17 protein-coding genes are annotated in these 20717 nt (G+C 66.6%); 9 read left to right on the top strand and 8 right to left on the bottom strand.

Going from position 1 to position 20717, the window contains the following annotated elements:
• Positions 1 to 266: 266 nt before the first annotated feature.
• Positions 267 to 2495: an NADP-dependent isocitrate dehydrogenase gene (locus DIE06_RS21485; RefSeq protein WP_124663065.1), complete on the top strand. Its 2229-nt coding sequence runs from the start codon at positions 267 to 269 to the stop codon at positions 2493 to 2495.
• Between the two features lie 129 nt (positions 2496 to 2624).
• On the opposite strand, the gene DIE06_RS21480 is transcribed toward DIE06_RS21485, so the two are convergent.
• Entirely contained in the window at positions 2625 to 2849 is a 225-nt protein-coding gene (locus DIE06_RS21480; RefSeq protein ID WP_060104211.1) for a hypothetical protein, read from the bottom strand.
• A 549-nt stretch (positions 2850 to 3398) separates the two neighbouring features.
• Here DIE06_RS21480 and DIE06_RS21475 point away from each other — a divergent pair.
• The gene (locus tag DIE06_RS21475; protein ID WP_124663064.1) at positions 3399 to 4997 is read left to right on the top strand and encodes a multicopper oxidase family protein; all 1599 of its coding nucleotides are present in this window, start codon (positions 3399 to 3401) and stop codon (positions 4995 to 4997) included.
• A gap of 178 nt (positions 4998 to 5175) precedes the next feature.
• Here the strand turns inward: DIE06_RS21475 and DIE06_RS21470 are convergent, their stop codons facing one another.
• Positions 5176 to 5379: a cold-shock protein gene (locus DIE06_RS21470; protein WP_004196460.1), complete on the bottom strand. Its 204-nt coding sequence runs from the start codon at positions 5377 to 5379 to the stop codon at positions 5176 to 5178.
• 57 nt (positions 5380 to 5436) lie between these two features.
• Positions 5437 to 5637 carry a hypothetical protein gene (locus DIE06_RS38380; RefSeq protein WP_174906250.1) on the bottom strand — a complete coding sequence of 67 codons (201 nt, stop codon included), beginning with the start codon at positions 5635 to 5637 and terminating at the stop codon, positions 5437 to 5439.
• 289 nt (positions 5638 to 5926) lie between these two features.
• Here DIE06_RS38380 and clpS point away from each other — a divergent pair, with 289 nt between their 5' ends.
• From clpS to DIE06_RS21445, 4 genes are all read left to right on the top strand, one after another.
• Positions 5927 to 6241 (top strand): ATP-dependent Clp protease adapter ClpS, encoded by a 315-nt coding sequence (clpS, locus tag DIE06_RS21460; RefSeq protein WP_006398529.1) that lies wholly within the window; start codon positions 5927 to 5929, stop codon positions 6239 to 6241.
• Entirely contained in the window at positions 6238 to 8538 is a 2301-nt protein-coding gene (gene clpA / locus DIE06_RS21455) for an ATP-dependent Clp protease ATP-binding subunit ClpA (protein WP_124663063.1), read from the top strand. Before clpS ends, clpA begins: the two co-directional genes overlap by 4 nt.
• 103 nt (positions 8539 to 8641) lie before the next feature.
• Positions 8642 to 10021 carry an amino acid permease gene (locus DIE06_RS21450; RefSeq protein WP_124663062.1) on the top strand — a complete coding sequence of 460 codons (1380 nt, stop codon included), beginning with the start codon at positions 8642 to 8644 and terminating at the stop codon, positions 10019 to 10021.
• A 146-nt stretch (positions 10022 to 10167) separates the two neighbouring features.
• Positions 10168 to 10938, top strand: a complete 771-nt coding sequence (locus DIE06_RS21445; protein WP_124663061.1) for a hypothetical protein — start codon at positions 10168 to 10170, stop codon at positions 10936 to 10938.
• Positions 10939 to 10992: 54 nt separating this feature from the next.
• Here DIE06_RS21445 and dut read toward each other — a convergent pair whose 3' ends face one another.
• The 5 genes from dut to DIE06_RS21420 form a co-directional block, all read right to left on the bottom strand.
• Complete coding sequence (gene dut, locus DIE06_RS21440) at positions 10993 to 11439, bottom strand: dUTP diphosphatase (protein ID WP_124663060.1); 447 nt, start codon at positions 11437 to 11439, stop codon at positions 10993 to 10995.
• Positions 11440 to 11494: 55 nt separating this feature from the next.
• The gene (gene coaBC, locus DIE06_RS21435; protein ID WP_124663059.1) at positions 11495 to 12706 is read right to left on the bottom strand and encodes a bifunctional phosphopantothenoylcysteine decarboxylase/phosphopantothenate--cysteine ligase CoaBC; all 1212 of its coding nucleotides are present in this window, start codon (positions 12704 to 12706) and stop codon (positions 11495 to 11497) included.
• A gap of 67 nt (positions 12707 to 12773) precedes the next feature.
• Positions 12774 to 13274, bottom strand: coding sequence for a signal peptidase II (gene lspA, locus DIE06_RS21430; RefSeq protein WP_124663058.1), 501 nt, complete (start codon positions 13272 to 13274; stop codon positions 12774 to 12776).
• 2 nt (positions 13275 to 13276) lie between these two features.
• Positions 13277 to 16114: an isoleucine--tRNA ligase gene (ileS, locus tag DIE06_RS21425; protein WP_124663057.1), complete on the bottom strand. Its 2838-nt coding sequence runs from the start codon at positions 16112 to 16114 to the stop codon at positions 13277 to 13279.
• A gap of 102 nt (positions 16115 to 16216) precedes the next feature.
• Positions 16217 to 17209 carry a bifunctional riboflavin kinase/FAD synthetase gene (locus DIE06_RS21420; protein WP_124616851.1) on the bottom strand — a complete coding sequence of 331 codons (993 nt, stop codon included), beginning with the start codon at positions 17207 to 17209 and terminating at the stop codon, positions 16217 to 16219.
• A gap of 122 nt (positions 17210 to 17331) precedes the next feature.
• Here DIE06_RS21420 and purN point away from each other — a divergent pair, with 122 nt between their 5' ends.
• The 3 genes from purN to DIE06_RS21405 are packed head-to-tail and all read left to right on the top strand — an operon-like array spanning position 17332 to position 20645.
• Positions 17332 to 17994 carry a phosphoribosylglycinamide formyltransferase gene (gene purN, locus DIE06_RS21415; RefSeq protein WP_124663056.1) on the top strand — a complete coding sequence of 221 codons (663 nt, stop codon included), beginning with the start codon at positions 17332 to 17334 and terminating at the stop codon, positions 17992 to 17994.
• Complete coding sequence (locus tag DIE06_RS21410) at positions 17991 to 19253, top strand: RsmB/NOP family class I SAM-dependent RNA methyltransferase (protein WP_124663055.1); 1263 nt, start codon at positions 17991 to 17993, stop codon at positions 19251 to 19253. The genes purN and DIE06_RS21410 overlap by 4 nt, the downstream gene beginning before the upstream one ends.
• An 18-nt stretch (positions 19254 to 19271) precedes the next feature.
• Positions 19272 to 20645, top strand: coding sequence for a mechanosensitive ion channel family protein (locus tag DIE06_RS21405; RefSeq protein WP_124663071.1), 1374 nt, complete (start codon positions 19272 to 19274; stop codon positions 20643 to 20645).
• Positions 20646 to 20717 lie beyond the last annotated feature (72 nt).

Here is a 20717-nt window from a genome sequence, read left to right as displayed (position 1 = left end):
TAGGCCGGCGGGCAGCCGGCCGCCCCGGCGCCTACTGCCGGCGCCGGGGCGTTTCATGAACGGCAGGTTTGTTGGCAGGGCGGTCCGGCATGCGGGCCGCGGCGCCGCGACGCGGCCCGGGTGCCCTGCAAGGTAGAACATGACGGCCCTCGCAACACCACCGCCCGGCTAGCCGGCACGCCCCTTTCGCGATCGACCCGGTCGCTCCCCGCCGGTTACCGCCGGCGCTCCTCAGTCCCAAATTTTCACGTAGCAACGCATCGACCATGTCCACTTCGCCCAAGATCATCTACACCCTCACCGACGAAGCGCCCGCGCTCGCGACCTATTCGCTGCTGCCGATCGTCAAGGCCTTCACGCGCTCGTCGGGCGTCGCCGTCGAAACGCGCGACATTTCGCTCGCCGGCCGCATCATCGCCGCATTCGCGGACATCCTGCCGCCGGAGCAGAAGGGTTCCGACGATCTGGCCGAACTGGGCCAGCTCACGCTGAAGCCGGAAGCGAACATCATCAAGCTGCCGAACATCAGCGCATCGGTGCCGCAGCTCAAGGCCGCGATCGCCGAACTGCAGGCGCAGGGCTACAAGCTGCCCGCATATCCGGAAGAGCCGTCGACCGATGACGAGAAGGCCGTCAAGGCCCGCTACGACAAGATCAAGGGCAGCGCGGTGAACCCGGTGCTGCGCGAAGGCAACTCCGACCGCCGCGCGCCGCTGTCGGTCAAGAACTACGCACGCAAGCACCCGCACAAGATGGGCGCGTGGAAGGCCACGTCGAAGGCACATGTCGCGCACATGACCGAAGGCGACTTCTACGGCAGCGAGAAGTCGGCGCTGATCGCCGGTGCCGGCAGCGTGAAGATCGAACTCACGACGACCGACGGCGCGAAGAAGGTGCTGAAGGAAAAGACGGCCGTGAAGGCCGGTGAAGTGATCGACGCGTCGGTGATGAGCCGCAACGCGCTGCGCAGCTTCATCGAAGCGCAGATCGCCGACGCGAAGGCGCAGGACGTGCTGTTCTCGGTGCACCTGAAGGCGACCATGATGAAGGTCTCGGACCCGATCCTGTTCGGTCACTTCGTGTCGGTGTTCTACCGCGACGCGCTCGCGAAGCACGCGGACGTGCTGGCGCAGGCCGGTTTCAACCCGAACAACGGGATCGGCGACCTGTACGCGCGCCTGAAGGACCTGCCGGCCGACACGCGCGAAGCGATCGAAGCCGACGTCAAGGCTGAATACGCAGCGCGTCCGCGCCTCGCGATGGTCAACTCGGACAAGGGCATCACGAACCTGCACGTGCCGAGCGACGTGATCGTCGACGCATCGATGCCGGCGATGATCCGCGAATCGGGCTGCATGTGGGGCCCGGACGGCCAGTTGTACGACGCGAAGGCCGTGATTCCGGACCGCTGCTACGCAGGCGTCTACCAGGCTGTGATCGAGGACTGCAAGCAGCATGGCGCGTTCGATCCGGTCACGATGGGCAGCGTGCCGAACGTCGGCCTGATGGCGCAGGCGGCTGAAGAATACGGTTCGCACGACAAGACGTTCCAGATCCCGGCGGATGGCGTCGTGCGCGTCACCGACGAAGCGGGCAACGTGCTGCTCGAGCATGCCGTGGAAGCGGGCGACATCTGGCGCATGTGCCAGACGAAGGACGCACCGGTGCAGGACTGGGTCAAGCTCGCGGTGAATCGCGCCCGCGCGACCGGCGCGCCGGCCGTGTTCTGGCTCGATCCGGCACGTGCGCACGACGCGCAGATCATCGCGAAGGTCGAACGCTACCTGAAGGATCACGACACGAACGGCCTCGACATTCGCGTCATGACGCCGGTCGACGCGACGCGTTTCTCGCTCGAGCGCATCCGCGCGGGCAAGGACACGATCTCGGTCACGGGCAACGTGCTGCGCGACTACCTGACCGACCTGTTCCCGATCATGGAACTCGGCACCAGCGCGAAGATGCTGTCGATCGTGCCGCTGATGGCCGGCGGCGGGATGTTCGAAACGGGCGCCGGCGGCTCCGCGCCGAAGCACGTGCAGCAATTCGTCGAGGAAGGCTTCCTGCGCTGGGATTCGCTCGGCGAATTCCTCGCGCTGGCCGCGTCGCTCGAACATCTCGGCAACGCTTATCAGAACCCGAAGGCGCTCGTGCTCGCGAAGACGCTCGACCAGGCGACCGGCAAGTTCCTGGACGAGAACAAGTCGCCGGCACGCAAGGTCGGCGGCCTGGACAACCGCGGCAGCCACTTCTACCTGTGCCTGTACTGGGCGCAGGCGCTGGCCGAGCAGACCGAGGACGCCGCGCTGAAGGCGCAGTTCGAAGGCGTCGCGAAGTCGCTGTCCGACAGCGAAGCGCGCATCCTGGAAGAATTGTCGGCCGCGCAGGGCAACGCGCAGGCGATCGGCGGCTACTACCGTCCGAACGTCGAGCTGACGAGCCAGGCGATGCGCCCGAGCGCAACGCTGAACGGCATCGTCGACGCAGTCGCCTGACGCCGGCTGCCCCACCGCGCGCGCCACGGCAGCGGCAGCAGCCGATGCGGCGGTCCTGGCGGCTCGCCGTCCCGCCGAAAATGAAAACGCCCCGGTCGCCCGGGGCGTTTTTCGTTGCAGGCGTGCCATTCAGACGTGAACGATTTCCCATTCGGCGATTTCGTGCGGCACTTCGAGCGTGGCCGTATCCAGATCGGACAGTTGCTCGCAGTCGCCGCGGGAGATGTGGTCGGCCGCCACTTCCGGGCACGAGAACGCGCCGAGCAGAGCGTTGCCGAACGTCGCTTCCCAGCCGCCGTTACCCGGCAGGATGTAGAACGACCCGAGCGCTGAACCAAAGCGAAATCCCTTCATTTCCGTTCTCCCTTTCTGATCACAAGCGATTCTGTTGTGCCGCCCGCCGGCTCGTCCGGCTGTGGCCCGACTGGCTGCTTGCGCCGGGTTCCGTATCGAACGTCGTGGCGAAGCGTCAGTGCATGGAACAAAGTCTACGTCCGCGACCGCGTCCGATGGTGCGCGTAGAACGCTTTCTCGAAACAAAAAATATTCAACAAAAACAGTGTATTAAAAGCGGAGTTTTATATTGCGGAACGATTTTTGGCATCGCGAAACAGCGAATTTGTGCCTTGCACCACGAATTTTTACAACGCAGGGACTCGTTCCGCATCGTGAAAAATTGAGGGGTTCACGCGTTGGCGGTGCGCAGTGTGTCGATGGCGGGACGGCCGGCCGCGCGCCGTGTCGTATCGACGCTCGCCGGCTGTTGCCGCGTTTCGGCCGGGGGGCTGCGGTTATGATGACGCGGGCATCAGGTTTCGCGTCGCGCCCGCGCGCTTCCCCGTGTCAGCCGGCGCGCGTGCCGCGACGGCCGCGCGACGCAGCACGAATAACGAGGAACGATTGATGATACGGAGAACCTTCCTGTCGCACGCCATCGGCATCGCGGCCGCATCGCTGTTTGCGCGCACCGCCTGGGCGCAGCATGCCGGTCACGCGGGCATGGCCGGCATGGATCAGATGGACGACATGCCGGGCATGTCAGGGATGGCGGACCATGCGCAGCACACGAAGCCGGGGCCGGTCGTGCTCGCGGCCGCCGATGCGCTGCCGGCCGGCGCGCCGCTCGCGTCGCTGCGCACGCTGGCGAACGAAAGCCGCGAGCCCGGCACGTTCCGCGCGACGCTGGTCGCACAGCCGGTCGCGCGTCCGATGCTGCACGGTGCGCGTCCGACGACGTTCTGGCAGTTCGGCGCGGGCACGCAAGGCCCGGTGGTCGGCCCGCTGATCGACGTGCGCGAGGGCGACACGGTCGAAATCCGCTTCGTGAACAAGCTGCCGCAGCCGTCGACGATCCACTGGCACGGCCTGCCGGTGCCGCCCGACCAGGACGGCAACCCGTCCGATCCCGTCGCGCCGGGCGCGTCGCATGTGTACCGCTTCACGCTGCCGAAGGGGAGCGCCGGCACTTACTGGTATCACCCGCATCCGCACATGATGACCGCCGAGCAGGTGTTCCGCGGGCTGGCGGGCCCGTTCGTCGTGCGTGCCGCCGACGATCCGCTCGCCGGCTGGCCCGAACGCAACCTGTTCGTGTCCGACCTGAAGCTCGCGCGCGACGGCTCGATCCCGCTGAACGACATGATGGACTGGATGAACGGCCGCGAAGGCCAGTTCGTGCTGGTCAACGGTGCGCGCCGGCCGCGGATCGACGTTGCGAGCGACGAGCGCTGGCGCGTGTGGAACGCGTGCAGCGCGCGCTACCTGCGCGTCGCGTTCGACGACGGCCGCGCATTCGAGCAGGTCGGCACCGACGGCGGGTTGTTCGAAGCGCCGCGCCGTGTGACGTCGCTGCTGCTCGCGCCGGGCGAGCGCGCGGAACTCCTGGTGCGCGCCGGCGACCGCGCGTCACGCGCGGTGCTGCAGGCGGCCGAATACGACCGCCGCAAGATGGCGATGTCGCACGACGACGGCCACGGCAGCCTGCCGCCCGATCCGGCGCTGCCGCTCGCCGACGTCGCGTTCGCACCGGCCGCCGCCCGTGCGCTGCCGGCAACGCTGCGCGCGGTGCCCGCGCCTGGCGAACCCGTCGCGCACAAGGAAGTCGCGTTCGGCGAAGAGATGGACATGGATGCGATGATGAACGGGCCGGCGCATGGCCGCCCGGCCGGGATGCGTTTCACGATCAACGGCGCGACCTACGCACCGCACCATGCGACGCTGACGAGCCGCCGCGGCGACGTCGAACGCTGGACGATCCGCAACGCCACCGACATGGATCACCCGTTCCATTTGCACGGTACGCAATTCCAGGTGATCGAGCGCGCATCGGACGGCACGCGCACGAGCGAACCGTTCCGCGCGTGGCGCGACACCGTGAACGTGCGCAGCGGCGAGACCTTGACGATACTCGTCACGCAAGACATGCCCGGCGAGCGCATGTTTCACTGCCATATTCTCGAACACGAGGATCTCGGCATGATGGGCACGCTGAAGGTCGTGTAACGAATATCGAATGTGTTTCACGCGTATGACGGCATTCGATCCGCGCGTGCAACAAGACAATATGTGTTCAATTATCGGGATTGAACGAAAAGGCCGGCCAATCGAATTAACGAGTGGCCGGCCTGAATAAAAAGAAACCCGGCGCATTGCCGGGTTTCTTCGTCCGATATCCGGTGCCTTACGCGGCCTGGATGTTCGACGCTTGCTTGCCCTTCGGCCCTTGAACGACCTCGAAGCTCACCTTCTGGCCTTCCTTCAGGGTCTTGAAGCCCTGCATGTTGATGGCCGAGAAGTGCGCAAACAGATCTTCACCGCCCTCGTCGGGAGTGATGAAACCGAAGCCCTTCGCGTCGTTGAACCACTTAACGATACCAGTTGCCATTTTCCTACTTCCCCTGTCACACAGTCGCTGCTACTTACCACGAGCACGCTCGAAAAGCTAAACGACCGGAAAATACAGCCGTTCCCCCCTCACAAGCTCACCTTCGGCCTCTTTCATTTCCCCAACCGGCGAGTTGAAAAAAGTGCCAGCTTGATTGTTGGCGCTCTTTATTTGAGTGTCAAGCGGAATTTTTAGACGGTTAGAGGGCCGTTGTAAAGAACCCATTTTCAGGGTTTTTCCGGCTTTGCTTTGCAGCATGCCGCCGAGCGCGCGGACTTGAAAAGTCGCATAATCGGCTCATATACCAGGCTCGAGTGACACGCGATCGAGTCGTCCCGGCTTGTGGGATACTGGACGCGGATGCGACGTCCGGTGCAGTTTCCCCCTGACGGTTCGTGTTCCGCGCCACGCGTGAAAGCCGGCACCGCAGCCGGCTTTCGTATGGCACGAAGACGATCGCGGGTCGTCGGGGACCAGGGAGGGCGCCGGCCGGTCGGTCGGGTAATGGCAGGATTGCGGGCCTGTCCGAGTTGTTTAGAATGGGTGTATGGCGATTATCCCGGACAAGCAGGACAGCACCGTCCTGGAACGCAAGCAGCAGAAGCTCAAGCCGCCTTCGATGTACAAGGTGGTGCTGCTGAACGACGACTTCACGCCGATGGAGTTCGTCGTGATGGTCGTACAGGAGTATTTCAAGAAGGATCGCGAGACGGCCACGCAGATCATGCTGAAGGTCCATCGCGAAGGGCGAGGGGTTTGTGGGGTCTATACGCGGGACATCGCGTCGACCAAGGTTGAGCAAGTCGTTACCCATGCGCGGCAGGCCGGGCATCCGCTGCAGTGCGTGATGGAGGAAGCATGATTGCCCAGGAATTGGAAGTCAGCCTGCACATGGCGTTCATGGAAGCACGTCAGGCGCGCCATGAGTTCATTACGGTCGAGCATCTGCTGCTGGCCCTGCTGGATAATCCGACGGCAGCCGAGGTGTTGCGCGCGTGTGCGGCCAACATCGAGGACTTGCGTCAGAACCTGCGCAATTTCATCCACGACAATACACCTACCGTCCCGGGCACCGACGATGTCGATACCCAGCCGACGCTCGGTTTCCAGCGCGTGATCCAGCGCGCGATCATGCACGTCCAGTCGACGTCGAACGGCAAGAAGGAAGTGACCGGCGCGAACGTGCTGGTCGCGATCTTCGGCGAGAAGGATTCGCACGCCGTCTATTACCTGCAGCAGCAGGGCGTCACGCGCCTGGACGTCGTGAACTTCATTTCGCACGGTATCGCGAAGACGAACGGCGGCGAAGCCGCGAAGTCGGCCGACGCGAACGCGGAAAGCGAAGACGCGAACGCGCAGAAGGAAACCCCGCTCGCCCAGTTCACGCAGAACCTGAACCAGATGGCGAAGGACGGCCGCATCGATCCGCTGATCGGTCGCGAGCCGGAGGTCGAGCGCGTCGTGCAGGTGCTGTGCCGCCGCCGCAAGAACAATCCGCTGCTCGTCGGCGAAGCCGGCGTCGGCAAGACCGCGATCGCGGAAGGGCTCGCCTATCGCATCACGCGCGGCGAAGTGCCGGACATCCTCGCGAACGCGCAGGTGTATTCGCTCGACATGGGTGCGCTGCTCGCGGGCACCAAGTATCGCGGCGACTTCGAGCAGCGTCTGAAGACGGTGCTGAAGGAGCTGAAGGAACGTCCGCACGCGATCCTGTTCATCGACGAAATTCATACGCTGATCGGCGCGGGCGCCGCATCGGGCGGCACGCTCGACGCGTCGAACCTGCTGAAGCCGGCGCTGTCGTCGGGCACGCTCAAGTGCATCGGTGCGACCACGTTCACCGAGTATCGCGGCATCTTCGAGAAGGACGCGGCGCTGTCGCGGCGCTTCCAGAAGGTCGACGTGACGGAGCCGACCGTCGAGCAGACGATCGCGATCCTGCGCGGGCTGAAGTCGCGCTTCGAGGAGCATCACGGCGTCAAGTATTCGTCGGGCGCACTGTCGGCCGCGGCCGAACTGTCGGCACGCTTCATCACCGACCGTCACCTGCCGGACAAGGCGATCGACGTGATCGACGAAGCGGGCGCCGCGCAGCGCATCCTGCCGAAGTCGAAGCAGAAGAAGACGATCGGCAAGAGCGAGATCGAGGAAATCATCTCGAAGATCGCGCGCGTGCCGGCGCAGAGTGTGTCGCAGGACGATCGCAGCAAGCTGCAGACGCTCGATCGCGACCTGAAGAGCGTCGTGTTCGGCCAGGATCCGGCGATCGATGCGCTCGCCGCATCGATCAAGATGGCGCGCGCGGGCCTCGGCAAGATGGACAAGCCGATCGGCGCGTTCCTGTTCTCCGGCCCGACGGGCGTCGGCAAGACCGAAGTGGCGCGCCAGCTCGCGTTCACGCTCGGCATCGAGCTGATCCGCTTCGACATGTCGGAATACATGGAGCGTCACGCGGTGAGCCGCCTGATCGGCGCGCCGCCGGGCTATGTCGGGTTCGACCAGGGCGGCCTCTTGACCGAAGCCGTCACGAAGAAGCCGCATTGCGTGCTGCTGCTCGACGAAATCGAGAAGGCGCATCCGGACATCTTCAACGTGCTGCTGCAGGTGATGGACCACGGCACGCTGACGGACAACAACGGCCGCAAGGCGGATTTCCGCAACGTCATCATCATCATGACGACGAACGCGGGCGCCGAGTCGATGCAGAAGGCGACGATCGGCTTCACGACGCGCCGCGAGACGGGCGACGAGATGACCGACATCAAGCGCCTGTTCACGCCGGAGTTCCGTAACCGTCTGGATTCGATCATCAGCTTCCGCTCGCTCGATGAGGAAATCATCATGCGCGTGGTCGACAAGTTCCTGATCCAGCTCGAGGAGCAACTGCACGAGAAGAAGGTCGACGCGCTCTTTACCGACGCGTTGCGCAAGCATCTCGCGAAGCACGGCTTCGACCCGCTGATGGGCGCGCGGCCGATGCAGCGGCTGATCCAGGACACGATCCGTCGCGCGCTGGCCGACGAACTGCTGTTCGGCAAGCTGGTCAACGGCGGTCATGTGACGGTCGACGTGGACGAAAACGACAAGGTGCAGCTGTCGTTCGACAAGTTGGCGAATCCGCCGCACAAGCCGAACGAAGAGACGGTCGAAGTCGAGTAAGCGATAATTCGTTGTTCATGCGAACGGCGCGGGAAGTTCTCCGCGCCGTTTCGTTTTATCCGGCGCCGGTGGCGCGATGGTGGTGCAGGGGAGTGGTAACGCAGTGACAGAACAACAACGATCGTTCGACAACATCGTCGCGCGCGAACAGGGATTGCGGCACGCGCTGACGTCGGGGCAGATGGCGATGATCGCGATCGGCGGCGCGATCGGCACGGGGCTGTTTCTCGGCAGCGGGTTCGCGATCGGGCTCGCGGGCCCGAGCGTGCTGGTTTCGTACGCGATCGGCGCGCTGATCGCGCTGCTGCTGATGGGCGCGCTCGCGGAGATGACGGTCGCGCATCCGACGGCCGGCTCGTTCGGCGCGTATGCCGAGCATTACCTCGGCCCGCTCGCGGGCTTTCTCGTGCGCTATGCGTACTGGTTTGCGGTGGTGTTCGCGATCGGCACCGAGATCAGCGCGATCGCCGTCTTCATGAAGTACTGGTTCCCGGCCGTGCCCGGCTGGTACTGGGTGATCGGCTTCTCCGCGCTGCTGATCGCGGTGAACCTCGCGAGCGTCACGCTGTACGGGTCGGTCGAATATGCATTTTCGCTACTGAAGATCGCGGCGATCGTCGTGTTCATCGTGCTCGGCGCGACGCTCGTGTGGTCGGCGCCGGCCGCCTCGGGCATCGGCTTCGCGAACTACACCGCGCACGACGGCTTCATGCCGAAAGGGCCGTGGGGCACCTGGGTCGCGGTGATCGTCGCGATCTTCAGCTACATGAGCATCGAGGCGGTCGCGATCGCGGCCGGCGAGGCGCGCGATCCGCAGCACGCGGTCACGCGCGCGTTCCGCTCGACCGTGTTCCGGCTCGTGCTGTTCTACCTGCTGACGCTGTCGCTGATGCTCGCGATCGTGCCCTGGACGCAGGCCGGCACCGACGAAAGCCCGTTCGTGAAGGTGATGGCCGCGACGCACGTGCCGTATGCGGCGGGCGTGATCAACTTCGTGCTGCTGATCGCGGCGCTCTCGGCAATGAACAGCCAGCTCTACGTGACGACGCGGATGATGTTCAGCCTGTCGCGCGCGCGACTCGCGCCGGCGGTGTTCGGCCGGCTCGGCAACAACGGCGTGCCGCGCGCGGCGCTGTGGATCTCGACGAGTGGCGTCGCGGTCGCGGCCGTGCTGGTCGCGCTGTCGCCCGACACCGCGTTCACTGTGATGATGGCGATCGCGATGTTCGGCGCGCTGTTCACGTGGATGATGATCTTCGTCACGCACCTGCGCTTTCGCGCGCGATACGACGGCCCGGCGCTCGCGTTCCGGATGTGGGGCCACCCGTTCGGCAGCCTGCTCGGTGCGGGGCTCGTCGGCGCGATCCTGCTGACGACGGCGTTCACGCGCGAATTCCGGATGACGATGGTGGTCGGCGTCGTGTTCGTCGTGCTGCTGACGCTCGCGTACGCGCTGCACTACCGGCACCAGCACGCGCGTTGACGCGTGGCTTCACGCCGCGGGCCGCAGGCGGCGAGGCGATACGACGCCGCTAAGGTTCCGTTAAGCCTGCGGCGATTACATTCGAGCCTGTCTGCAATGCGGGTTGGCCCATGTCGGCTCGCTGCTTTCCTGCAAAAGGGGTTCGAATGAACAAGCTTCCTCAAATCACGCTCGCATTCTGGATCATGAAGATCTGCGCGACGACGCTCGGCGAAACCGGCGGCGACCTGCTGTCGATGACGCTGAACGTCGGCTACGCGGTGAGCTCGATCCTGCTGTTCGGTTTCTTTCTCGTGACGCTGGGCGCACAGCTCAGAACGACGCAGTATCGCCCCGCGATCTACTGGGCCGTGATCGTCGCGACGAGCACCGCGGGCACGACGATGTCCGATTTCATGGACCGGACGCTCGGCCTCGGCTACGCGGCCGGCTCGTCGATTCTCGTCGCGATCCTGCTCGCGATCTTCACGGTGTGGCGCCTGAGCGGCGAATCGTTGTCGGTCGACCTGATCCGCACGCGCAAGGTCGAGCTGCTGTACTGGATCGCGATCCTGTTCTCGAACACGCTGGGCACCGCGCTCGGCGATTTCCTCGCGGACAGCTCGGGCCTCGGCTTCGGCGGCGGCGCGCTGCTGATCGGCGGGCTGCTCGCGGCGATCGTGCTCGCGCACTATTTCACGCGCATTTCCGGCGTGCTGCTGTTCTGGGCCGCGTTCGTGCTTACGCGTCCGTTCGGGGCGACGGTCGGCGACCTGCTGACGAAACCCGTCGACAAGGGCGGACTCGCGCTCGGCACGGTCGGCTCGTCGGCGGTGCTGCTCGGCGTCCTGGTCGCGATGGTGATCTACGCGAGCATCGCACAGGCGCGGCGGCGCGAACTGGTGCCCGCGCGGATCGCGCAGACGGCCGATCGGTGAGCGGCAACGGAAAAGGAAAGGGGCCGCGAGGCCCCTTTTTTTGCGTGGCGCCGGTCAGTGACGGCCGGTGCTGCCGAAGCCGCCTGCGCCGCGATCGCTTTGCGCGAAGTCGTCGACGATGTTGAACTGCGCCTGCACGACCGGCACGATCACGAGTTGCGCGAGCCGCTCGAACGGGTTCAGCACGAACTCGGTCTGGCCGCGGTTCCACGTCGACACCATCAGCTGGCCCTGGTAGTCCGAATCGATCAGGCCGACGAGGTTGCCAAGCACGATCCCGTGCTTGTGGCCGAGGCCCGAGCGCGGCAGGATCAGTGCCGCGTAACCGGGATCGGCGAGATGGATCGCGAGACCGGTCGGCACGAGCGTCGTTGCGCCCGGCTGCAGCGTGACGGGTGCGTCGAGACACGCGCGCAGGTCGAGGCCCGCGCTGCCGGTGGTGGCGTAGGCGGGCAGGTAGTCGCGCATGCGCGCGTCGAGAATCTTCAGGTCGAGTTTCATGCGGTCGTCGAATCGGTCGAGGAGGGCGCGGTGGCGCGTGCCGCCGCGCAAGGGATCAGATCAGGCGGTTGTCGGGCAGGCGCTTCGCGATTTCCGCGACGAGCACATGCGCGAGCTCGTCTTTCGGTGCGCGCGGCAGACGCGTGAGGCCGGCGGCCTCGAACAGCACGACTTCGTTGTCGTCGCGGCCGAACGTCAGCGGGCCGAGGTTGCCGACCAGCAGCGGCACGTTCTTGCGCTTGCGCTTCTCGTCGCCGTGCACGTCGAGGTCGCCGCTTTCGGCCGCGAAGCCGACGCAGAACGGCGGGTCGGGCAGCGCCGCGACCGACGCGAGGATGTCGGGGTTCTCGACGAACGCGAGCGTGGGCACCTTGTGGTCGGCCGTCTTCTTCATCTTGTGCTCGGCCGGCTGGGCGACGCGCCAGTCGGCGACAGCCGCCACTGCGATGAAGATGTCCGCGTCGGACACCGCTTGCATCACCGCGTCGTGCATCTGCTGCGCCGTCTGCACGTCCTGGCGGTACACGCCCCACGGCGTGTCGAGCGCGACCGGTCCAGCAACGAGATGCACGTCGGCGCCGGCCTGTTGCGCGGCGCGCGCGAGCGCGAAGCCCATCTTGCCGCTCGAGCGGTTCGTGAGGCCGCGCACCGGATCGAGCGGCTCGAACGTCGGGCCGGCCGTGATCAGCACGCGGCGATGCGCGAGCACCTTCGGCGCGAAGTGCGCCACGATCGCTTCATAGATCGCCTCGGGTTCGAGCATGCGGCCGTCGCCAACTTCACCGCAGGCCTGCGCGCCCGAATCGGGGCCGAGCACCGACACGCCGTCTGCGCGCAGTTGCGCGGCGTTGCGCTGCGTGGCCGGGTTTTGCCACATCTGGCGGTTCATCGCGGGCACGACGAGCAGCGGACAGTCGCGCGCGACGCACAGCGTCGACAGCAGATCGTCCGCGAATCCGTGCGCGAGCTTCGCGAGGAAGTCCGTCGATGCGGGCGCGATCACGATCGCATCGGCTTCGCGCGACAGGTCGATGTGCGCCATGTTGTTGTCGACGCGCGCGTCCCACTGGCTCGTATAGACGGGCCGGCCGGACAGCGCCTGCATCGTGACGGGCGTGATGAACTGGGTAGCGGCTTCGGTCATCGCGACCTGCACGGTCGCGCCGGCCTTCACGAGCAGCCGGGTGAGCTCGGCGATCTTGTAGCAGGCGATGCCGCCCGTCAGGCCGAGAACGAGGTGTTTTCCTGCGAGTTCTGCGTGTGCCAACTCAGGCCTCCAAGGGTCAAACGGAACGGCCGGCGCGAAGCCGGCCGTCGACACCGAGTATGCGCGCTCAGCGCGAGCCGCGCACGCGACGCAGTTCGTCGTAGATCAGCAGCACCGCGCCGACCGTGATCGCGGAATCGGCGAGGTTGAACGCCGGGAAGTGCCAGGCGCCGAGATGGAAATCGAGGAAGTCGATCACGTGGCCGTAGACGAGCCGGTCGATCACGTTGCCGAGCGCGCCGCCGAGGATCAGCGCGAGCGACAGGCTGAACAGCCGCTGCTGGCCGTGACGCTTCAGCAGGAAGCAGATCACGAGCGTCGCGCCGATGCCGAGCGCGGTGAACGCCCAGCGCTGCCAGCCGCCCGCGGTCGACAGGAAGCCGAACGCGGCGCCGCGGTTGTACACCAGCACGAGGTTGAAGAACGACGTCAGCTCGTGCTGCGCGCCGTACACGAACGTCTTCAGGATCGCGATCTTCGACAGCTGGTCGAACAGGATCACGATCAGCGAAATGCCGAGCCAGGGCGCGAGCGCGCCGCTGGCCGGTTTCGACAGGGTTTTCGCCATAGTTAAGCAGCGCTCCGGATTTCGCCGTTTTCGAACAGGTTGGAGAAGCAGCGGCCGCACAGCGTCGGATGATCGGCATGCGCGCCGACATCTTCACGGTAGTGCCAGCAGCGCTCGCACTTCTGGTACTTCGACGCGGCCACGTCGACGCTTTCCTGCGCTTCGTCGTCGACCTTGACGACCGTCGCAGCCGACGTGATCAGCACGAACTTGAGATCCTCGCCGAGGCTCGTGAGCGCGTCGTAGCGCGCGCCGCTCGCGTGCACGGCCACTTCGGCCTGCAGCGACGAACCGATGCGGTTCGCGGTGCGCGCTTCCTCGAGCGCCTTCGTCACGTTGCCGCGCACGTCGCGCAGCAGCGCCCATTTCTCGATCAGCGTGGCCGCGCCGGCGACTTCCGGATACGCGTAGTAGGTTTCCGTAAACACGGTGTCGCTGGCCGGCTGGAACACCTTCCACGCTTCTTCCGCGGTGAACGACAGGAACGGCGCGAGCACGCGCAGCAGACCTTGCGTCAGGTGGTACAGCGCCGTCTGTGCGGAGCGGCGCGCGCGCGAATCGGCCGCGCTCGTGTACAGGCGGTCCTTCAGCACGTCGAGATAGAAGCCGCCGAGGTCTTCCGAGCAGTACGTCTGCAACTTCGCGACGACCGGGTGGAATTCGTACTTCTCGTAGTGGCCGAGCAGCTCCGTCTGCAGTTGCGCGGAGAACGCGACCGCGTAGCGGTCGATCTCGAGCCATTCGTCGACCGGCACCGCATGCTGTGCGAAGTCGAAGTCCGACAGGTTCGCGAGCAGGAAGCGCAGCGTGTTGCGGATGCGGCGATAGCCTTCCGTCACGCGCTTCAGGATTTCCTCGGAGATCGCGAGCTCGCCCGAATAGTCGGTCGATGCGATCCACAGGCGGATGATTTCCGCGCCGAGGCGGTTCGCGACATCATGCGGGTCGATGCCGTTGCCGAGCGACTTGCTCATCTTGCGGCCTTCGCCGTCGACCGTGAAGCCGTGCGTGAGCAGGCCCTTGTACGGTGCGCAGCCGTCGATCATCGATGCGGTCAGCAGCGACGAGTGGAACCAGCCGCGGTGCTGGTCCGAGCCCTCGAGATACAGGTCTGCCGGGAACTGCAGCTGATCCTTGTGCGAGCCGCGCAGCACGTGCCAGTGCGTCGTGCCCGAGTCGAACCACACGTCGAGCGTGTCGCGGTTCTTCTCGTACAGGTTCGCGTCGTCGCCGATCAGCTCGCGCGGATCGAGCGACTGCCATGCCTCGATGCCCGACTGCTCGACGCGCTTCGCGACTTCCTCGAGCAGCTCGCGCGTGCGCGGGTGCAGCTCGCCGGTTTCCTTGTGCACGAAGAACGCCATCGGCACGCCCCACTGGCGCTGGCGCGACAGCGTCCAGTCAGGACGGTTCGCGATCATGCTGAACAGGCGCTGCTTGCCCCAGGACGGGTAGAACGCGGTCGCCTCGACGCCTTCGAGCGCGGTTTCGCGCAGCGTCTTGCCGCCGTCGCGCGGCGTCACGTCCATTCCGGCGAACCACTGCGACGTCGCACGGTAGATGATCGGCGTCTTGTGGCGCCAGCAGTGCATGTAGCTGTGCGTGTACTTCTCGCTGCGCAGCAGCGAGCCGGCCGCGTTCAGGGCCTCGACGATCTTCGGGTTCGCGTCCCAGATCGACAGGCCACCGAACAGCGGCAGCGATTCGATGTAGCGGCCGTCGCCCATCACCGGGTTGATGAAGTCCGAGTCGGTCATCCCATGCGCCTTGCACGACTGGAAGTCCTCGATGCCGTATGCGGGCGACGAGTGCACGACGCCGGTGCCCGTGTCGGTCGTCACGTAGTCGCCGAGGTAGACGGGCGCGGTGCGCTTGTAGCCGGGGTGGGCCGACGCGAGCGGGTGGTGGAAGCGCAGGTTCGCGAGCTTCACGCCGGGGGTGGTCGCGACGACGCGGCCGGTCAGCTTGAACTCGGTCATGCAGGCTTCGACGCGTTCTTCCGCGATGATCAGCAGCCCGCGCTCGGTGTCGACCAGCGCATAGACGATTTCCGGATGGAGGTTCAGCGCCTGGTTGGCGGGGATCGTCCACGGCGTGGTGGTCCAGATCACGATGCCGCCCTCGGCGCGCGGCAGGGCCGGCAGGCCGAACGCCTGCGCGGTCTTTTCCGGTTCCGCGAATGCGAACATCACGTCGATCGTCGGGTCGGTGCGGTCCTTGTACTCGACTTCCGCCTCGGCGAGTGCCGAGCCGCAGTCGAAGCACCAGTTCACCGGCTTCAGCCCGCGATACACATAGCCCTTCTCGATGATCTTGCCGAGCGCGCGGATCTCTTCCGCCTCGTTGACGAAGTTCATCGTCTTGTACGGATTCGCCCAGTCGCCGAGCACGCCGAGGCGCTTGAAGCCGACCTTCTGCTTCTCGATCTGCTCGGTCGCGTACGCGCGCGCCTTGCTCATCACTTCGGCCGCCGGCAGCGACTTGCCGAACTGCTTTTCGATCTGGATCTCGATCGGCATCCCGTGGCAATCCCAGCCCGGCACGTACGGCGCGTCGAAGCCGGCCATGTTGCGCGACTTGACGACGATGTCCTTCAGGATCTTGTTGACCGCGTGACCGAGGTGGATGTCGCCGTTCGCATACGGGGGGCCGTCGTGCAGGATGAACTTCGGCCGGCCCTGGCTGGCCGCGCGGATCTTCTCGTAGATGCCGCGCTCTTCCCATTCCTTGACCCACTGCGGCTCGCGCTTGGGCAGGTCGCCGCGCATCGGGAACGGCGTGTCGAGCAGGTTGACCGGATACTTGGCCTGCGGTTTCGAATCGGCTTTCTTGTTGCTCATGATGGGATCGCTATCTAAATCGGGGGACGCTCGTGCGTCGTGAATCGGGGATGCGCGCGTATCGGCGGCGCGAGGGGGCGGCGCGGGGCGCCGCCGGCTGGATCAGCTAATTCGATCGGTCGCCGACGTCGAGAAGCCGGTCGCACGGCTGCCCGGCGCGCGGTCGCGCTCGACGAAGTATGCGCGCGCGTTCGCGACGTCCAGCGCGATCGCGCGCGACAGCGCCTCGAGATCGTCGAACTTCGCCTCGTCGCGCAACTTCTTCAGGAATTCGACGCGGATGAGCTTGCCGTACGCGTCGCCGTGCCAGTCAAGCAAGTGAACTTCGAGCAGCACGCGGCCGGAATCGTCGACGGTCGGGCGCAGCCCGAGGCTCGCGACGCCCGGCAGCGGGGCGGGGCCGAGGCCGTGCACCTGCACGACGAAGATGCCCGCGAGCGCCGGCCGCTTGTGCGCGATCGGCAGGTTCAGGGTCGGGAAGCCGAGGTCGCGGCCGAGCTTCAGCCCGTGCGCGACGTGGCCGCTGATCGCGTAGCCGTGGCCGAGCGCCTGCGCGGCCGCGTCGAGATCGCCCGCGGCGAGCGCGGCGCGCACGCCCGAGCTCGAGATGCGCGTGCCGTCGCTGCCGGCGACCGTGCCCATCTGCTCGACCTCGAAGCCGTACTGTTCGCCGGCCGCCTTCAGCGTGTCGAAGGTGCCCGCGCGCTTCGCGCCGTAGCAGAAATCGTCGCCGACCATCATCCAGCGCGTGTGCAGCCCGCCGACCAGCGTACGCTCGACGAACGCCTGCGGCGACTGGCTCGCGAACGTATGGTTGAAGTGCTCGACGACGACGCGGTCGACCCCGTGCTCGCGCAGCGCTTCCAGCTTGTCGCGCAGCATCGCGATGCGCGGCGGCGCGCCGGCCGGGTTGAAGAATTCGCGCGGGTGCGGCTCGAAGGTCATCACGCACACGGGCAGGCCGCGCGCGTCCGCTGCCGCGCGCACGCGCGCGAGCAGGGCCTGGTGGCCGCGATGGACACCGTCGAAGTTGCCGATCGTCAGCGCGCAAGGCGCGCGGCTCTCGGCATTGGGCAGGCCGCGGAAGACTTTCACGATAGCGGATGCAGCGTCGGGGAATGGGCGGTGGGATGCCGCAAAGCAGAAGATTATAAACGTTCGGGCGGCCCGACGGCCGAGAAGGGGGGAAACGCGGGGGCGAATGGTAAAATTCGCGGATGAAAAAACTCGTGATCCTGATTTCCGGTCGCGGCAGCAACATGGAGGCCATCGTCCGCGCGTGCGCGCAGGAACGCTGGCCGGCCGAGGTTGCCGCCGTGATCGCCAACCGGCCCGACGCGGCCGGCCTGGCTTTTGCCGCGTCGCACGGGGTGGCGACCGCGGTGGTCGACCATCGTTCGTTCGATGGCCGCGACAGCTTCGACGCGGCGCTCGCCGCCGAGATCGACCGCTTCGCACCCGATCTCGTCGTGCTCGCCGGCTTCATGCGCATCCTCACACCCGATTTCGTCAGACGATATGAAGGCCGGTTGCTGAACATCCACCCGTCGCTGCTGCCGAGCTTCAAGGGCATCCACACGCACCAGCAGGCGCTGGATGCCGGCGTCGCGCTGCATGGGGCGAGCGTGCATTTCGTGATTCCCGAACTCGACAGCGGCGCGATCGTCGCGCAGGGCGCGGTGCCGGTGCGTGCGGGCGACGATGCGGCGGCGCTTGCACGGCGCGTGCTGACGGTCGAGCACGTGCTGTATCCGCGTGCGGTGCGCTGGTTCGTCGAGGGGCGCCTGCGCCTCGAGAACGGCCGGGCAGTGGTGGCGCCGGAAGAGGCGCGCTGGATTTTCGCGGATCAACCGCATACCGAAACGAGCGAGGGCGTATGAAGCTGCACGGATTCCTGATTGGCCAGACCGAGACCCTGCTGGCCGAGGTGCTGAAGTTCAACGGCCCCGCCGATGCGACGACGAGCCGGTTCTTCCGCGCGCACCCGAAGCTCGGCCATGCCGAGCGCGGCGTGATCGCCGAGGCGGTGTTCGCGGTGCTGCGCCGGAAGATGGAGTTTTCGCACCTCGCCGAGAGCGGCTCGGGCAGCCCCGCGCGGCGCCTGACGCTGCTCGGGCTGATGCAGACGCTCGGCCGCAATGCGCTGAAGCCGTTCGTGTCCGACACCGAGGCCGCGTGGCTCGAGCACGTGTCGAAGATCGATCCGGCGAGCCTGCCGGTGCGCGTGCGCACCAACCTGCCGGACTGGATCTACCAGGCGCTGTCGGCCCGTTTCGACGCCGAGGAACTCGCGCAGCTCGCCGCCGCGCTGAACTACCCGGCGCCGCTCGACCTGCGCGCCAACGCGCAGAAGGCGACGCGCGACCAGGTGATCGACGCGCTGCGCGCGAACGGCATCGACGCGGGCGAGACGCCGTTCGCGCCGCACGGCGTGCGCGTCGTCGGCAAGCCGGCGCTCACGCGCCTGAAGCTGTTCGAGGAAGGCCAGATCGAGGTGCAGGACGAAGGCAGCCAGCTGCTGTGCTCGCTGGTCGCGCCGCGCCGCGGCGAGATGGTCGTCGATTTCTGCGCGGGCGCCGGCGGCAAGACGCTGGCGCTCGGCGCGATGATGCGCTCGACCGGGCGCCTCTATGCGTTCGACGTGTCGGAAAAGCGCCTCACGAAGCTGAAGCCGCGCCTCGCGCGCAGCGGGCTGTCGAACGTGAACCCGGTGCTGATCGACAGCGAGCACGATGCGAAGATCAAGCGGCTCGCGGGCAAGATCGACCGCGTGCTGGTCGACGCGCCGTGCAGCGGCCTCGGCACGCTGCGCCGCAACCCCGACCTCAAGTGGCGCCAGACCCGCACGTCGATCGAGGAGCTCACGCCGAAGCAGGCGTCGATCCTCGCGAGCGCCGCGCGTCTCGTGAAGAAGGGCGGCCGGCTCGTGTACGCAACCTGCAGCGTGCTCGACGCGGAGAACGAAGCGATCGTCGAGCAGTTCCTCGCCGACCATCCGGACTTCGTGCTGGTGCCCGCGCAGAAGGTGCTGGCCGACCAGCGTATCGAACTCGAGACCGGCGACTACCTGTCGCTGTGGCCGCACCGCCATGCGACCGACGGCTTCTTCGCCGCGGTGCTCGAACGGCGCGCGCAGTAACGGCAGGGTGGTCGGATGATGCAGAACCGCCTGCTGTCGCACCGGCTCGCGTCGGTGATCCGCGACTTCAACCAGCCGGTGATGATCTGGCAGGCGGCGATCCTCGTCGGGGCGCTGTGTTTTGCGTGGGTCGCCGCGCGCTTCGTGCACGGCCGCATCGACGCACGCAGACGCGCGGCCGGCCGGACGCCGGGCGCGGGCGCGCAGAGCCTGAAGCGCGCGCTGTTCCCGCTGTTCGGCGGGCTGATCGTGCTGGCCGCGCAGCTCGGGTTCGACCCGTTCATGTCGACGTCGCTGCTGTCGCTCGCGCTCGTGCCGCTGTTCGGCATCGGGCTGATCTACGTGCTGTTCTTCTTCGCGCGGCGCGTGTTCGCCCGTGACGGCCACACGCATGCGTGGCTGTCGATCGTCGAGAAGATCGTGTCGGTGATCGTGTGGGCGGCGATGGTGCTCACGGTGCTGGGGATCCAGCGCGACGTGATCGCGTGGCTCGACAGCGTGCAGTTCCGCGTCGCGAATGCGCACCTGACGCTGCTGTCGGTGATTTCCGGCGCGCTGTGGGTGTGCGTGACGCTGATGGTCGCGATGTGGCTCGGCTCGGTGCTCGAGGAGCGTCTCGCGCGCGCCACCACGCTCGACGCGAACCTGAAGGTCGTGCTGTCGCGGGTCGGCCGCGCGCTGCTCGTGTTCGCGGCGATCCTGATCGGGCTGTCGCTCGTCGGCATCGACGTGACGGTGCTCGGCGTGTTCGGCGGCGCGGTCGGTGTCGGCCTCGGCTTCGGGCTGCAGAAGATCGCCAGCAACTACGTATCGGGCTTCATCATCCTGCTCGATCGCTCGCTGCGGCTCGGCGACGCGATCAGCGTCGGCGGGCTGCAGGGCGTCGTCACCCAGATCCGCACGCGCTATACCGTCGTGCGCGGCCTCGACGGCAACGAGACGCTGATCCCGAACGAGAAGCTGATCACCGATGTCGTGCAGAACCAGTCGTCGTACCTGACGCGCGGCTACGCGAAGGTCGCCGTGCAGGTCGCCTACACGAGCGACGTCGAGCAGGCGCTCGCGGTGCTCGCGGAAGCCGCGAAAGGCGTGCCGCGCGTGCTCGCGGAGCCGGCGCCGACGTCGTACCTGGTCAGCTTCGGTGCGGACGGGATCGATCTGGAGCTCGGCTTCTGGATCGAGGACTCGGCGAAAGGCACGTCGGGTGTGCGTTCGGCCGTGAACCGCAACATCTGGCGGCTGTTCGGCGAGCACGGCATCTCGATCCCGTTCCCGCAGCGCGAAGTGCGCGTGGTCGGCCTGCCGGGCGGGTTTGCCGCGACCGGCGTGGTGGCCGAGGGCGTGTCCGTGGCCGGCGGCGGCTCGGCGGACGGGCGCGCGTCGGCAGCCTAGGCACGCTGCGCCGGCGCGGATCGGGTGTGAATCGGGCGCGTCCGGCGGCCAGAACCGGATCGCCGAGCGTTC

The organism is Burkholderia sp. Bp8998 (assembly GCF_003854235.1).
Classification (GTDB): domain Bacteria; phylum Pseudomonadota; class Gammaproteobacteria; order Burkholderiales; family Burkholderiaceae; genus Burkholderia.
The sequence above is the reverse complement of the archived record's forward strand: the minus strand, read 5'-3'. Positions and strand labels throughout refer to the sequence as shown.

What these genes read in the sequence shown, in the direction of transcription:
- DIE06_RS21475 (WP_124663064.1), top strand. Translation starts at nt 3,399, where the DNA reads ATGATACGGAGAACCTTCCTGTCGCACGCCATCGGCATCGCGGCCGCA.
- purN (WP_124663056.1), top strand. Translation starts at nt 17,332, where the DNA reads ATGAAAAAACTCGTGATCCTGATTTCCGGTCGCGGCAGCAACATGGAG.
- ileS (WP_124663057.1), bottom strand. Translation starts at nt 16,114, where the DNA reads ATGAGCAACAAGAAAGCCGATTCGAAACCGCAGGCCAAGTATCCGGTC.
- DIE06_RS38380 (WP_174906250.1), bottom strand. Translation starts at nt 5,637, where the DNA reads ATGCTGCAAAGCAAAGCCGGAAAAACCCTGAAAATGGGTTCTTTACAA.
- DIE06_RS21405 (WP_124663071.1), top strand. Translation starts at nt 19,272, where the DNA reads ATGCAGAACCGCCTGCTGTCGCACCGGCTCGCGTCGGTGATCCGCGAC.
- lspA (WP_124663058.1), bottom strand. Translation starts at nt 13,274, where the DNA reads ATGGCGAAAACCCTGTCGAAACCGGCCAGCGGCGCGCTCGCGCCCTGG.
- DIE06_RS21485 (WP_124663065.1), top strand. Translation starts at nt 267, where the DNA reads ATGTCCACTTCGCCCAAGATCATCTACACCCTCACCGACGAAGCGCCC.
- DIE06_RS21445 (WP_124663061.1), top strand. Translation starts at nt 10,168, where the DNA reads ATGAACAAGCTTCCTCAAATCACGCTCGCATTCTGGATCATGAAGATC.
- clpS (WP_006398529.1), top strand. Translation starts at nt 5,927, where the DNA reads ATGGCGATTATCCCGGACAAGCAGGACAGCACCGTCCTGGAACGCAAG.
- DIE06_RS21480 (WP_060104211.1), bottom strand. Translation starts at nt 2,849, where the DNA reads ATGAAGGGATTTCGCTTTGGTTCAGCGCTCGGGTCGTTCTACATCCTG.
- DIE06_RS21470 (WP_004196460.1), bottom strand. Translation starts at nt 5,379, where the DNA reads ATGGCAACTGGTATCGTTAAGTGGTTCAACGACGCGAAGGGCTTCGGT.
- dut (WP_124663060.1), bottom strand. Translation starts at nt 11,439, where the DNA reads ATGAAACTCGACCTGAAGATTCTCGACGCGCGCATGCGCGACTACCTG.
- clpA (WP_124663063.1), top strand. Translation starts at nt 6,238, where the DNA reads ATGATTGCCCAGGAATTGGAAGTCAGCCTGCACATGGCGTTCATGGAA.
- DIE06_RS21410 (WP_124663055.1), top strand. Translation starts at nt 17,991, where the DNA reads ATGAAGCTGCACGGATTCCTGATTGGCCAGACCGAGACCCTGCTGGCC.